This window comes from Paraburkholderia sp. JPY419, from assembly GCF_050435705.1.
Classification (GTDB): Bacteria; Pseudomonadota; Gammaproteobacteria; order Burkholderiales; family Burkholderiaceae; genus Paraburkholderia; species Paraburkholderia youngii.
Window position 1 is genome coordinate 913,817 of sequence record NZ_JBNDKV010000002.1, and the last position, 12,933, is coordinate 926,749.

A 12,933-nucleotide genomic window follows, 5' to 3' on the forward strand; every position below is an offset into this window, starting at 1 on the left:
CACGGCAGTCATTCTTCCGGCGGCGCTGCGCGCGCCGAATCCCCGCTCCAAAACCACTCGTTGTTTCGGCGCCTCGCCGAGGCGCAGCCGAGGGCTCCCCGCTGCGCGGGCAAACCCGCCGGTTTTCCCGGCTGACCCGTCCGCGACGCACGCAGTGCGGAGTGGGATGAATGACGGCTTTGTCACTGCCGTCGAATGTGCGGGGGCACGGATTCCGGATGCACCACTACCCTGCCAAGCCAGGGGACCCGCTTATGAGCTGGCGGTTTGAGCTGTCTTCTTTGCCTACTTTCTTTGCACCAGCAAAGAAAGTAGGTGCCGCCCCGCACAGGGGCAACGCTAATAGACCGACAAGCCAGCAAGGAAAGGCCAAAAAAGCCAGAACAACGAAAAAACAGGCCCCGCCAAGGCTGCTCCGTAATAAGAACTTCTCGTGACTGTCACGGCAGAGTCACTCGCGCCTGGCCCAATACGGGCACCGCCACTCGACGCGTGAGCCATGGACCCCAATACGTCCGCGACTTCCCTGTTTCGTCAAACCGGTCCGAGCGTCGACCCCGTCGCGTTCCGGCCCGCCCCGGGTTCTACTCATCACGGCCTGCCGCTGCCGGCGACGCCATCACTCGACGCCCACGCCGATCATTCCGACGACGGCCACGACGATCCACATCGCTATCGCACGATCTGGCTCTCGGATATCCATCTCGGCTCGAGCGGCTGCCAGGCCGGTTATCTGCTCGACTTCCTGCGCCACAACGAATCGGAGTACCTGTACCTGGTCGGCGACATCATCGACGGCTGGCAGTTGAAGAAAGGCTGGTACTGGCCGCAGGCCCACAACGACGTCGTGCAGAAAGTGCTGCGCAAAGCGCGCAAAGGCACCCAGGTCATCTACGTGCCCGGGAATCACGACGAAGCCGCGCGCCAGTTCTGCGACCTCGCGTTCGGCGACATCCACGTGCGCGGCGAAGCGTTCCACACGACGCTCGCCGGCAAGCGGCTGTGGATCGTGCACGGCGATTTGTTCGACGGCGTGATCCAGCATGCAAAATGGCTCGCCTATCTCGGCGACACGCTGTACACGATGATCCTCGTGCTGAACCGCTGGTTCAACCGGATTCGCAGCAAGCTCGGCTTCCCGTACTGGTCGCTGTCGCAATACCTGAAGCATCAGGTCAAGAACGCGGTCAACTTCATCTCGTCGTTCGAAACCGTGATGACCGACGAAGCGCGTCGCCGCGGCTGTGACGGCGTCGTCTGTGGGCACATCCACAAGGCCGAAATGCGCGAGATCGACGGTGTGCTCTATTGCAACGATGGCGATTGGGTCGAGAGTCTGTCGGCTCTCGTCGAGACCTATGAAGGCGAACTCAAGGTGATCTTCTGGACCGCGCTGCGCGCGCCCCAGAAGGACACGCAAAAAGCCCGCGCCACTGCCTGAGCAGTTCCAACTCCAATTCCACAGGGCCCGCAGCGATGAACAACGCGATGAAGATCATGATCGTCACCGACGCATGGGAGCCGCAGGTCAACGGCGTCGTGCGCACGCTGAAGAACACCCGGCGCGAACTTACCGCGCTCGGCCATCAGGTCGATCTGCTGACACCGCTCGAATTCCGCACCATCCCGTGCCCGACTTATCCGGAGATACGCCTGTCGCTGCTGCCGCGCCGCCGGCTGCGCGAGCGCATCGACCGTTTCGCGCCCGATGCGTTGCACATTGCGACCGAAGGTCCGCTCGGCATGGCCGCGCGCGCATATGCAATCGAGCACAAGCTGCCGTTTACGACCGCGTATCACACGCGCTTTCCCGAGTACGTGCAGGCGCGCTTTCGCATCCCGCTCGCGGCGACCTACAAGTTTCTGCACTGGTTCCACAAGCCATCGCTCGCGGTGATGGCGCCCACGCCCGTCGTCAAGCAGGACCTCGAAAAGTTCGGCTTCACCAATGTCGTGCTGTGGACGCGCGGCGTCGATCTCGAGATCTTCCGTCCGATGGACTCGAAGGTGCTCAACACCGCGCGGCCGATCTTCCTGTACGTGGGACGCGTGGCGGTCGAGAAGAACGTCGAGGCTTTCTTGCAGCTCGATCTGCCCGGCTCGAAGTGGGTCGCGGGCGAAGGTCCGGCGCTCGCCGAACTGAAGTCGCGCTACCCGCAGGTCAACTATCTGGGCGTGCTGTCGCAGGCCGAACTCGCGAAGGTCTACGCGGCCGCCGACGTCTTCGTGTTTCCGAGCCGCACCGACACGTTCGGGCTCGTGCTGCTCGAAGCGCTCGCATGCGGCACGCCGGTGGCCGCGTATCCGGTCACCGGCCCGATCGACGTGCTCGGCGACGGCGGCGCCGGTGCGATGCATGAGGATCTGCGCGAGGCCTGTCTCGAAGCGCTGAAGATCGAGCGATCGCATGCGCGCGCATGGGCCGAGCGCTTTTCGTGGGCAGCGGCGTCCGCACAATTCGCCGCGCATTTGAAGCCACTGCGCGCCACGGCGTATCGTGAGGAAAGCGCCGCTGCGTGATGCGGCGCGCGGAGCTATCCATGCGAAGCAGTAGATCCAGCGCCGAAGGCGCGTCGAACGGCGCGCTGCGCGCCGTCGAGTCCAGCCGCGACACCACGAGCATCGAACCGTTCGACGATGTCCGCGAGCCGGGTGTGAGCGGGCATGCGGATACCGTGCATCGGGTGAACGGCGAGAGGTCCAGGAACGGCGGCCCCAGCGTCTCGGGCGGCGTGCAACGCGACGCCAGCCACGACACGACCCGCGACTCGAGCCACGACGCCCCCAACGAACCGCTCAGCCCCGACGACCCGCTCGCCCCGCTGCCCTTCAACCCCTACAAAGGCAACCGCGGCCTCACGCGCGCATGGCACGCGATGAAAAACTCGCTGGCCGGTTTTCGCGTCGCAATTCGCGAGGAAAGCGCGTTTCGTCAGGAACTCACGCTGGCCGCGATCCTGATTCCGTGCGGCCTCGTGGTGCCCGTCGATCCCGTGTCGCGCGTGCTGCTGCTCGGCTCGGTGCTGCTCGTGCTGATCGTCGAGCTGCTCAATTCGAGCGTCGAAGCGGCCATCGACCGGATCTCCCTCGAACGTCACGAGCTCTCCCGCCGCGCGAAGGATCTCGGCAGCGCGGCCGTGATGGTCGCGCTCGGCATGTGTGTGATGACGTGGGGGGTGATCGTCGGGCCACTGGCGGTCGGCTGGGTTCGCGCGTGGCTTTGAGTCTCGACGCGGGTTGAAGCGCACGCTTGGGCCACGTCCAACAGGTTGAATATCCGCGCAGGCGGTTGGGTATTAGAACGCTCGGTTTATAATCGTTTGACGGTCTCACAGGAAAGCGCTCGCGCAAACGTATCCGCGCATCGCCTCATCCTGCCCTTTCGGGGGGCCTGCCGGGTGTCGGCGGGTTCGGGAGAGCTCAATATACCAACCGCATCCGGGTGGAACACGCAGCAGCGGCACGCCGCCATGCGCCCCAGCCCGGCATAACCAGGGCCGGACGACATGGAAGCCAAACCTCCCCGCCGCACGCGCGAACGGATTCTCGAACTGTCGTTGAAGCTGTTCAACGAAATCGGCGAGCCGAACGTCACGACGACGACGATCGCCGAGGAAATGGAAATCAGCCCAGGCAACCTGTACTACCACTTCCGCAACAAAGACGACATCATCAACAGCATCTTTAGCCAGTTCGAGCAGGAGATCGAGAAGCGTCTGCGTTTCCCCGACGACCATCGTGCGACCATCGACGAAATGTGGTCGTATCTGCAGTACATGGTCGATTTCACTTGGCGCTACCGCTTCCTGTACCGCGACCTCAACGACCTGCTCGCGCGCAACCGCACGCTCGAGACGCATTTCAAGCAGATCATCAGCCACAAGGTGCGCTTCGCGAGCCAGTTCTGCGAGCAACTCGTCGCCGACGGCGAAATGGTCGCGACGCCGCAGGAAATGCAAGTGATCGCGACCAACGTCGGCGTGATCGGCACGTACTGGCTGTCATATCAGTTCGTGATGAATCCGCGCAAATACAACGAGCAGGAAGCGATCCGCGAGGAGCTGCATCAGGTCAGCGTGCAGATCGTCTCGCTGATGGCGCCCTATCTGCGCGGCCGCTCGCGGCAGCTGTTCGACGACCTCGTATCGGGCACACTGCCCAAGCGCGAGTTCTACGACTACTTGCCGCCGCGTGAAGGCGCCGCGCCTCGCAACGAATCGAAGGAAAGTTGAGCATGAAGTCGGTGTGTGTCTATTGCGGCTCTTCTATGGGAGCCAAACCGTTGTATGCGCAGGCGGCGCGCGCGTTCGGCCGCGCCCTCGTCGAGGCCGATCTCGCGCTCGTGTTTGGGGGCGGCAAGGTCGGACTAATGGGCGTGATCGCCGACACCGTGATGTCCGAAGGCGGCCGCGCGATCGGCGTGATCCCCGAGCTGCTCGTCAGCAAGGAAGTGGGTCATAACGGCCTGACTGAGCTGCACGTGGTGCCCGACATGCATCATCGCAAGAAGATGATGGCCGAACTATCCGATGCGTTCGTCGCGATGCCGGGCGGCGCGGGCACGCTCGAGGAGCTGTTCGAGGTCTTCACGTGGGCGCAGCTCGGCTATCACGGCAAGCCGGTCGCGCTGCTGAACACCGGCGGCTTCTACGAGCCGCTGATCCGCCTGCTTCAGCACACGGTCGACGAAGGCTTCCTGCGCAAGACCTATCTCCACATGCTGCAAATCGACGCCGATCCGCTCTCGTTGATTGGCAAGCTGCAACGTTACGCGCCGCCCGCACGCGACAAATGGGCAGCAGTGCAAAGCGACGCGATCTGAATCCCGTTCCGCCGAACTCGAACTCGAGGGCGGAGCGCCGCGCACGCATCACCACAACGACGAGGTTGCGATGACGAAAGCTGTTCTGATCACCGGCGGCAGCCGCGGCATTGGCCGCGCCACCGCGCGTCTGCTTGGCGCGCGCGGCTGGTGCATCGGCGTGAACTACGTGCGTGACCTCGCCGCCGCGCAGCAGACGGTCGCCGAGGTCGAACACGCGGGCGGCCGCGCGCTGCCAATCGCCGGCGATGTCGCGAACGAAACCGACGTGACCGGCATGTTCGATACGCTGCAGCAATCCTTCGGCCGCATCGATGCGCTCGTCAACAACGCCGGCATCGTCGCGCCGTCGAGCCAGCTCGCCGATATGGACTTCGCGCGTCTGAAACGCGTGTTCGACGTCAACGTGCTCGGCGCCTATCTGTGCGCCCGCGAAGCGGCGCGGCGCATGTCGACCCAGCGGGGCGGCGCGGGTGGCGCAATCGTCAATGTTTCGTCGGCGGCGGCGCGGCTGGGTTCGCCGAACGAATACGTCGACTACGCGGGATCGAAAGGCGCCATCGACACGATGACCATCGGCCTCGCAAAAGAACTCGGCCCGCAGGGCGTGCGCGTGAACGCGGTGCGTCCGGGGCTGATCGACACCGAGATCCATGCGAGCGGCGGCAAGCCGGAACGCGCCGCACAACTGGGCGCGACCACGCCGCTCGGCCGCCCCGGCCGCGCCGACGAAGTCGCCGAGGCCATCGTATGGCTGCTCAGCGATGCGTCGTCGTACGTGACGGGCGCGTTGTTCGACGTTGCCGGCGGCCGGTGAGCGAACGTCGCGTGCAAGTGGACACGCAAGCCTTGAACGCAGGGCGCGGTCCGCTCCACACCTCCTCTCGTTCCACGTATCCCCGTCGATTTGTCGTGAAACCGACACAACCGCTCATCGAATGCGAGCGCTTCCCCGCAGCTGTAATCTTCCGTAATAATGCAGCGCTACAATCGTCCGGATCGAATGCATTTGCAGGCGACGTAAGCAAAACATAGGTACGAGGCCAACGCCGACGCGTACGCTGACCAGAGACATCCATGCAAGACAAGCAGTCCACGCGCTGGCGCGCGCACAATGCCAGCGCGACGGCCGCGACCTCGGCCGCTCCAGCGGGCCGTGCGCAAGAGGCCGCGCTTACCGCCAGCACCGCGCACCCGTTTGCCGGCGCGCAGGTCCAGCCCGCCATCGGAGACACCGCAGTTTCTGGGCTCGCGATCCATAGCGTCGACACCGCGCACGCGTCGGGCTCAGCGGTTTCCGCCGACCGCGCCACGCGTGGCTTGCAGCGTTGGCGCGCGCTCGCGGCGATCCGTCCGCTGCTGTGGTTCGTCGCGCTGGCGATCCTCTGCGCGTGGCTCGTCCCCGGCATTCTCGGCCACGAGCCATGGAAGCAGGACGAAACCTACACATTCGGCATCGTCCAGCACATGCTCGATACCGGCGATTTGGTCGTGCCGACTAATGCCGGCCAGCCCTTCGTCGAAAAGCCGCCCATCTACGACTGGGTCGCCACCGGCTTCGCGTGGCTGTTCGGCCGCTATCTGCCGCTGCACGATGCGGCACGGCTCGCGAGCGCGCTGTTCGCGGGCCTCACGGTGTACTACACCGCGCGCGTCGCGCGTCGCGCGGTCGCTGCGCCGAGCTGGTTCGACCTGCGCGTGATCGGCACGCTCGCGCTGTTCGGCGGCACGCTCGTCGTCGTCAAGCACGTGCACGACATGATGACCGACGTCGCACTGATGGCCGGCGCCGCGCTCGGCTTTTGCGGATTGTTCGAACTCGTGCTCGTGCATCTGCGTGACGACCCGGGCGCGGCCTCGTATTTCCCGATGCATGTTCAGGCCGCCCGGCAGATCAGACCGCTCGATGCCCGCACGCGGCGTCACGCGATCCTCAGCGGCGCGGCGATGTTCGGCGCGGGTGTCGGCGTGTCGCTGCTTGCCAAGGGGTTGTTCGTGCCGCTCGTGTTCGGCGCCACCACCTGCGCGGCGCTGCTGCTCTATCCGGCATGCCGCAGCCGCGGCTTCGCGGGCGCGCTGTGCCTCGCCGCGCTCGTCTGCGCGCCGTTCGCGCTGATCTGGCCGATCTGCTTCTACCTGCGCTCCGAGGCGCTCTTCAAGGTATGGCTGTGGGATAACAACGTCGGGCGCTTCTTCGGTTTTTCGGTCGCCGAGCTCGGCTCCGAAAACGAGAGCCACCTGTTCGTGCTGCGCACCGTGCTGAGCGTCGGTTTTCCGGTCGTGCCGCTCGCGCTGGCCGCGCTCGCCGGTGGCGCATGGCGGCGCTGGCGCGATCCGCGCGTGGCGTTGCCGATGCTGTTCGCGGGCACCGGTTTCGCGGTGCTGCAAACTTCGGCGACGGTGCGCGAGCTCTACATCCTGCCCTTCATCGCGCCGCTCGCGCTGGTCGCGATGCAGGGCGTCGAACGCTTGCCGGCGCGCCTGCATACCGCCTGGGATATGACGAGCCGCGTGCTGTTCGGCAGCGCGGCCGCACTCGTGTGGATGGTCTGGTCCACCATGACGAATCCGGCGAGCAACCATGCGTCGCTGCATCTGCTCGGCCGCTGGCTACCGCTCGACTGGGTGCTGCCGATTTCGCCCGCGCTGATCATCGGCGCGCTGGCACTGACGATCGGCTGGCTGTGGCTGCTGCCGTCGTTCAAGTACGCGGGCAAATGGCGCGGCGCGCTCAGCTGGTGCGCGGGCGCGATGCTCGTCTGGGGGCTCGTCAGCACGCTGCTGCTCCCGTGGCTCGATTACGCGAAAAGCTACCGCTCGGTGTTCCGCGACCTCGGCGCGAAGATGGATATCGAATGGAACGACGGCGACTGCATGGCGAGCTCCGGACTCGGCGAATCCGAAGCGCCGATGCTCTTCTACTACACGGGCATCGTGCATCAGCCGAGCGAAGATCCGCGCACGACCGCCTGCACGTGGCTGATCGAGCAAAGCCGCCGGGACAACGCGCGGCCGCCGGCCGGCGAATGGCGGCTGTTCTGGTCCGGCGCGCGGCCGGGTGATTCGGATGAGCTATTGCGCGTGTTCGTGCGTACGCCGGTGGCGGGCAAGCTACACGGCGACGAGTAAAGCCGCGCAACGCGTCGCGCCGGCCGAGTGCCTCGCGCGCGTCCGCGTTGATTCAAAACGACGAACCTGGCTCGCGCAGAAACGCGATCTCCTCGTCGCTCGATTCACGTCCGAGCAACGCGTTGCGATGCGGAAAGCGGCCAAACCGCTCGATCACTTTCGCGTGGCGCAGCGCGTATTGATAGTAGCCTTCACCGCCCGGCTCCTGCGCAAGCTGTTTGAAGAGCCGCAGCGACTCCTGCTGGCTAGCGAGCGATTCATCGTGCTCGAACGGCAGATACGCGAACGCGCGATGCTGCACGCCTGGCAACAGCCGATCCGCGCCGCTCGCGATCATTCGTTGCGCGGTTTGCAGCGCCTTGCTGTCGGTCGCGAAAGCGCGCGGCGTCCCACGATGGCAGTTGCGGGGAAACTGGTCCAGCACGATCACGAGCGCCAACGCGCCCAACGGCGTGGCCTGCCATGCGTCGAGCTCACCCGCGTTGGCCGCATCGATCAGGTTACCGAAACGTTCGCGCAGCATCGCATCCACGGCGTCATTGCGCTTGAACCAGAGCTTGCGCTCCGTGCCGTGCTCCGGCGTGCCCGGCGCGCCGAACCAGCAGTCGAGAATCTCGCGCGCACGCGGCTCGAGCGCCGCATAGTCGGCTTCGACCGAGTACGGTGCCGAGGCGGCGTGCGGCGGCGGCGTGTCAGCCATTGCGGTTGCGCATCCAGTCGGCGGTTTCGAAGAACGAACCGAGCAGGCGCTCGCGCAGCGGCTCCGGCAAGCCGATGTCCTCCATCGCCCACGCCATGCACCTCAACCACTGGTCGCGCTCGCCGGACGCGATCGCAAATGGCAGATGCCGCGCGCGCAAACGGGGATGGCCAAAGCGGCTGATGTAATGATCGGGACCGCCGAGCCAGCCGCACAAAAACCAGAACAGCTTGTCGCGCGAACCCTCGAGCGATGCCGGATGCAGCGCGCGAATCCCGGCGAAATCCGCCTCGAGATCCATCAGGTCGTAAAACCGGTCGACCAGTTCGCGCACACGCGCCTCGCCGCCCACCAGTTCGAAGGCCGTCGGCTTGTCCGAGGACACTTCGTCGTTCAAATCGCTCATACCCTGCTCAACAGCAAATAAACATCACAAAGAAAACTCACGCGTCGCGCAGCGATTGCAGCGCCGGCCGCGCCAACACATGCCGCAGACTCAGCCACCCGCCGACGCCCGCACACGCGATACCGGCACCAATGCCCGCCGGCAGCAGCCACGGATCGAATTCCAGATAAAACTCGAACACGTGCGTGGCCAGCAGCGAGCCGATGATCTGCGCGCCGGCCGCCGCCATCAGGCCGGCCAGCGCACCGACCGCGACGAACTCGGCCACCTGCACCGCCCGCACCTGACGATGCGATGCGCCCAGCGCGTGCAGCAGCGCGGATTCTCGCATACGCTCGTCGCGCGTGCCGGCAAGCGCCGCGTACAGCACCAGCACGCCGGCCGCGAGCGTGAACGCGAACAGGAACTGCACCGCGCCGATCACCTGCTGCAATACGCGCTGCACCTGCGCGAGGATCGGGCCGGTGTCGATCGCGGTCAGATTGGGATACGCGGCGATCAGGCCGTCGATCGTCGACTGCTTATCCGCGGGCAGATGGAAGCTCGTGATGAACGTCGCCGGGAAGTCCTGCAACGAGACGGGCGGCATCAGCACGAAGAAGTTGACCTTGAACGACCCCCAGTCGAGCTTGCGCACGCTCGTCACCGGCGCCTCGACGGTCAGCCCCGTCACGTCGAAGCGCAGCACATCGCCGGGCTTCACGTTGATCAGCTTCGCGAGACCCTGCTCGATCGAAATCTGCGGCTTCGTCGTATCGCCGAACCAGTTGCCCGCGGCGATCCGGTTGTCGTCGGGCAGTTGCGTCGTGTACGACAGGTTGAACTCGCGGTCCACCAGACGCCGCGCGTCCGCGCCCTTGAACGAGTCCGGGTTGACTGCCTTGCCGTTGATCGCGACGAGCCGCCCACGCACCATCGGCGACAAGTCCACACCAGCGATGCCGTGCGCGTCCAGATACTGCGTGACCGCGTCGCGCTGATCCGGCTGGATGTCGATGATGAACTCGTTGGATGCATCGGGCGGCGTCGATTTACGCCACCCCTGCACGAGGTCGTTGCGCGTCATCGCGATCAGCAACAGGCACATCAGGCCGATGCCGAGCGCGGTGATCTGCAGCGCGCTCGTGCTGCTGCGCCGCTCGAGCGACGCGAGCGCATAGCGCCAGCCGATGCCCGCATTGACGCGCTCGCTACGCACCACGCGCGCGGCGCCCCACAACGCGAGCCGTGCGATGCCGGCGAACACCAGCAACCCGCCCGCGAATCCACCCGCGACGATGCCGCCGAGCTTCAATTCGCCGGCGGCGAGGATCAGCAGCCCCGCGAACAGCACGATGCCGAACGCGTAGGCGGCCCACGCGGTGCGGCCCTCCTCGCCCCATTCACGCCGCAGCACGCGCACCGGCGGCACCCGCGTGAGCGGCACCAGCGGCGGCAGCGCGAAGCCGAGCAGCAGCACGAGGCCGGCCGCGACGCCTTCGAGCGCGGGCCACAGCGTCGGCTGCGGCAGCACCACGTCGATCAGGCCGCCGAGCCACGTCAGCAGCGCGAGATGCCCCAGATAGCCGAGCGCCACGCCGAGCGCCCCGCCGATCACGCCGAGCCCGACGAATTCGAGCGTGAACAACGCCCGTAGCGCGGAGTGGCTCACGCCCAGACAGCGCATCGCCGCGCAGCCGTCGAGATGCCGGCGCATGAAGCGGTGCGCGGCCATCGCGATCGCGACCGCCGCGAGCAGCGCGGTCAACAGCGACACGAGCGTCAGGAAATGGCCCGCGCGATCGAGCGTCTGACGCACCTGCGGCTGCCCGTCCTGCAGCGACTCGAGCGCGACGCCGCGCATCTTGCCGGCGTCGACGTGCTCATGCGCAAACTGCGCGAAGCGCGCGACCGCGTCGTCGGACCCGGCGACCAGCAACCGGTACGTGACCCGGCTGCCGTGCGTGATCAGGCCGGTCGATTGCACTTCGTCGGCGCGCAGCATCAGGCGCGGCGAAAAGTTGACGAACGAGAAGCCGCGATCGAGCTCGCGCGTGATGAGCGCGCCGACCGTGAAGCTGCGATTGCCGACCTTCACCGCATCGCCGACCTTCAGCTTCAGTGCGTCGAGCAATTCCTGGTCGACCCACACGGTGCCCGGCGCCGGAATCGACGTCGCCGGATGATCGGCCGCACCCGGCGCCGCCGCGATGCGCAGCGCGCCGCGCAACGGATAGCCCGGCGACACCGCCTTGACGGCGGCGAGCCGCGACGCCGGCTGCGCGCCGGTCGAGTTGATCATGCTGGGAAAGATCGCCGTGGTGGCGGTGCGCAGGCCCAGGGCGTGCGCCTCGGCCGCGAATTGCGGATCGACAGGATGATCGGCGCGCACGATGAAGTCGGCGGCGATCATGCGCCGCGCATCGCGCTCGAGCCCCTGATGCAGCCGGTCGCCCAGAAACCCGACGCTCGACAACGCCGCGACCGCCAGCACGAGCGCGAGCAGCAACATCGTCAGTTCGCCCGCGCGCCAGTCACGCGCCGTCATCCGCATGGCCTGGCGCAACAGATCGATGCCGCCGAGCCGGCGCGCCGGTCTCGTATCGGCGCGCGTTCTTGAACCCGCCTTAGATCCTGGTAGTGCTTCGCTCAATCGTGCCTGCTCCTCGCCAATCGCGACACCATGTGCGTGGCCATGCCGCGAAAACCGCCCTGCACCCCACGCCACAATCGCGGCAATGCCCACGCCGCGAGTAGCAGAAAGCCTACCATCAAGACCAGAAACGCGAGCGGCACGAATAGCGCAAGCAGTATCCCGCCGACCGCGAGGCCGTCCTCGGCGGTCGACGTGACGACGTTCGACAGCGGTTCGGGCGACAGATTGATCAGCGCGCGGGTGCCCGCCTTCGCAAGATGCGCAGTGCCGGCGAGCGTGCCGCCCGCGAGCGCGGCAACGGTCAGCAGCGTCGGATCGGCGTGGCCGAGCGCGCCGGCGGCCAGCACGGCGCCGGCCGGAATGCGGATGAAAGTGTGGATCGCGTCCCACAGCGAGTCGAATGCGGGGATCTTGTCGGCGAGGAATTCGGCCAGCGTCAGCACGGCCGCCGCGCCGATCACCCATGGCGATGACAGCGCGGACAATGTGTTCGGCAAGTGAATCAGGCCAAGACGTTCTAATACGCCGGCCAAAAGGACCGTTAGATAGAGGCGTAGACCGCTGCCCCATGAAAGGCCCGCTGCAAGCGAAAGTGATTCAAGCATGGCCGCCTCCACGCGCTTTGTGCTTGCCGGACGCCGCGACGGGAACCAGCGGGGGTTCCGCGCCGAAGCCGTCAGGCTTGCCAAGCCGGCCGCGCCAGCCAGGCCGCGGGCAATCTCAACGTCGTTGCTGTCTCATTATAGCTACGATGATTCGCAGAACGTAGAGCGGCGAGGCCGCGCTGTGGCTTACAGGCAATGGCGGCCGCGCGCCGGGCGGACGTAGCCGAGGGTCAGTGCCCCGACGACAGCTTCAGCCCGACGAGGCCGATCACGATCAGCGACGCACTAGCGACGCGCGCGACCGTCAGCGCCTCGCCCATCATCACGACGCCGAAAATGAACGCGCCGACCGCGCCAATTCCTGTCCACACCGCATAGGCCGTGCCGAGCGGCAGTTGCCGCATCGCCAGCGCGAGCAGCGCGAAGCTGCCGAGCGCGGTCACGACCGTGAAGACGGACGGCCAGAAACGGGTGAAACTTTCGGAAGTTTTGAGACCGGCCGCCCACGCGACTTCGAGCAACCCGGCGATCAACAGAAGAAACCAGGACATCGAAACAGCTCCATGAAAAATGGGGCCGTCCCCGATGATTGATAGAAGCGTAAGGTCGTCCTTACGTCGGGAGATTATAACGGAG

12 protein-coding genes are annotated in these 12,933 nt (G+C 66.0%); 7 read left to right on the top strand and 5 right to left on the bottom strand.

The genetic code is table 11. The features are described 5' to 3' along the window. Positions 1-499 precede the first annotated feature (499 nt). The 7 genes from QFZ91_RS10375 to QFZ91_RS10405 all read left to right on the top strand — a co-directional run bounded on the left by QFZ91_RS10375 (position 500) and on the right by QFZ91_RS10405 (position 7,951). The gene (locus tag QFZ91_RS10375) at positions 500-1,441 is read left to right on the top strand and encodes a UDP-2,3-diacylglucosamine diphosphatase (protein ID WP_429567175.1); all 942 of its coding nucleotides are present in this window, start codon (positions 500-502) and stop codon (positions 1,439-1,441) included. Between the two features lie 47 nt (positions 1,442-1,488). Further along, positions 1,489-2,520 carry a glycosyltransferase family 4 protein gene (locus QFZ91_RS10380; protein ID WP_176380857.1) on the top strand — a complete coding sequence of 344 codons (1,032 nt, stop codon included), beginning with the start codon at positions 1,489-1,491 and terminating at the stop codon, positions 2,518-2,520. 20 nt (positions 2,521-2,540) lie between these two features. Then, positions 2,541-3,224 (top strand): diacylglycerol kinase, encoded by a 684-nt coding sequence (locus QFZ91_RS10385; protein WP_429567176.1) that lies wholly within the window; start codon positions 2,541-2,543, stop codon positions 3,222-3,224. A 282-nt stretch (positions 3,225-3,506) separates the two neighbouring features. Continuing rightward, positions 3,507-4,232, top strand: coding sequence for a TetR/AcrR family transcriptional regulator (locus tag QFZ91_RS10390; RefSeq protein WP_013088915.1), 726 nt, complete (start codon positions 3,507-3,509; stop codon positions 4,230-4,232). 2 nt (positions 4,233-4,234) lie between these two features. Continuing rightward, the gene (locus tag QFZ91_RS10395; protein ID WP_429567177.1) at positions 4,235-4,822 is read left to right on the top strand and encodes a TIGR00730 family Rossman fold protein; all 588 of its coding nucleotides are present in this window, start codon (positions 4,235-4,237) and stop codon (positions 4,820-4,822) included. 70 nt (positions 4,823-4,892) lie between these two features. Next, positions 4,893-5,639 carry an SDR family oxidoreductase gene (locus QFZ91_RS10400; protein WP_429567178.1) on the top strand — a complete coding sequence of 249 codons (747 nt, stop codon included), beginning with the start codon at positions 4,893-4,895 and terminating at the stop codon, positions 5,637-5,639. A gap of 260 nt (positions 5,640-5,899) precedes the next feature. Further along, complete coding sequence (locus QFZ91_RS10405; RefSeq protein WP_429567179.1) at positions 5,900-7,951, top strand: ArnT family glycosyltransferase; 2,052 nt, start codon at positions 5,900-5,902, stop codon at positions 7,949-7,951. 52 nt (positions 7,952-8,003) lie between these two features. Here QFZ91_RS10405 and QFZ91_RS10410 read toward each other — a convergent pair whose 3' ends face one another. The 5 genes from QFZ91_RS10410 to sugE all read right to left on the bottom strand — a co-directional run bounded on the left by QFZ91_RS10410 (position 8,004) and on the right by sugE (position 12,848). After that, a complete protein-coding gene (locus tag QFZ91_RS10410; RefSeq protein WP_429567180.1) occupies positions 8,004-8,651 on the bottom strand; it encodes a DUF924 family protein in 648 nt (215 codons plus the stop codon). Further along, the gene (locus tag QFZ91_RS10415) at positions 8,644-9,057 is read right to left on the bottom strand and encodes a group II truncated hemoglobin (RefSeq protein ID WP_429567181.1); all 414 of its coding nucleotides are present in this window, start codon (positions 9,055-9,057) and stop codon (positions 8,644-8,646) included. Before QFZ91_RS10415 ends, QFZ91_RS10410 begins: the two co-directional genes overlap by 8 nt. A 37-nt stretch (positions 9,058-9,094) precedes the next feature. Beyond that, entirely contained in the window at positions 9,095-11,584 is a 2,490-nt protein-coding gene (locus tag QFZ91_RS10420) for an ABC transporter permease (protein WP_429568621.1), read from the bottom strand. A gap of 101 nt (positions 11,585-11,685) precedes the next feature. Next, positions 11,686-12,297 (bottom strand): DUF4126 domain-containing protein, encoded by a 612-nt coding sequence (locus QFZ91_RS10425; protein WP_176380809.1) that lies wholly within the window; start codon positions 12,295-12,297, stop codon positions 11,686-11,688. 230 nt (positions 12,298-12,527) lie between these two features. Further along, positions 12,528-12,848 carry a quaternary ammonium compound efflux SMR transporter SugE gene (gene sugE, locus QFZ91_RS10430; protein ID WP_176135238.1) on the bottom strand — a complete coding sequence of 107 codons (321 nt, stop codon included), beginning with the start codon at positions 12,846-12,848 and terminating at the stop codon, positions 12,528-12,530. Between the last annotated feature and the right edge of the window lie 85 nt (positions 12,849-12,933).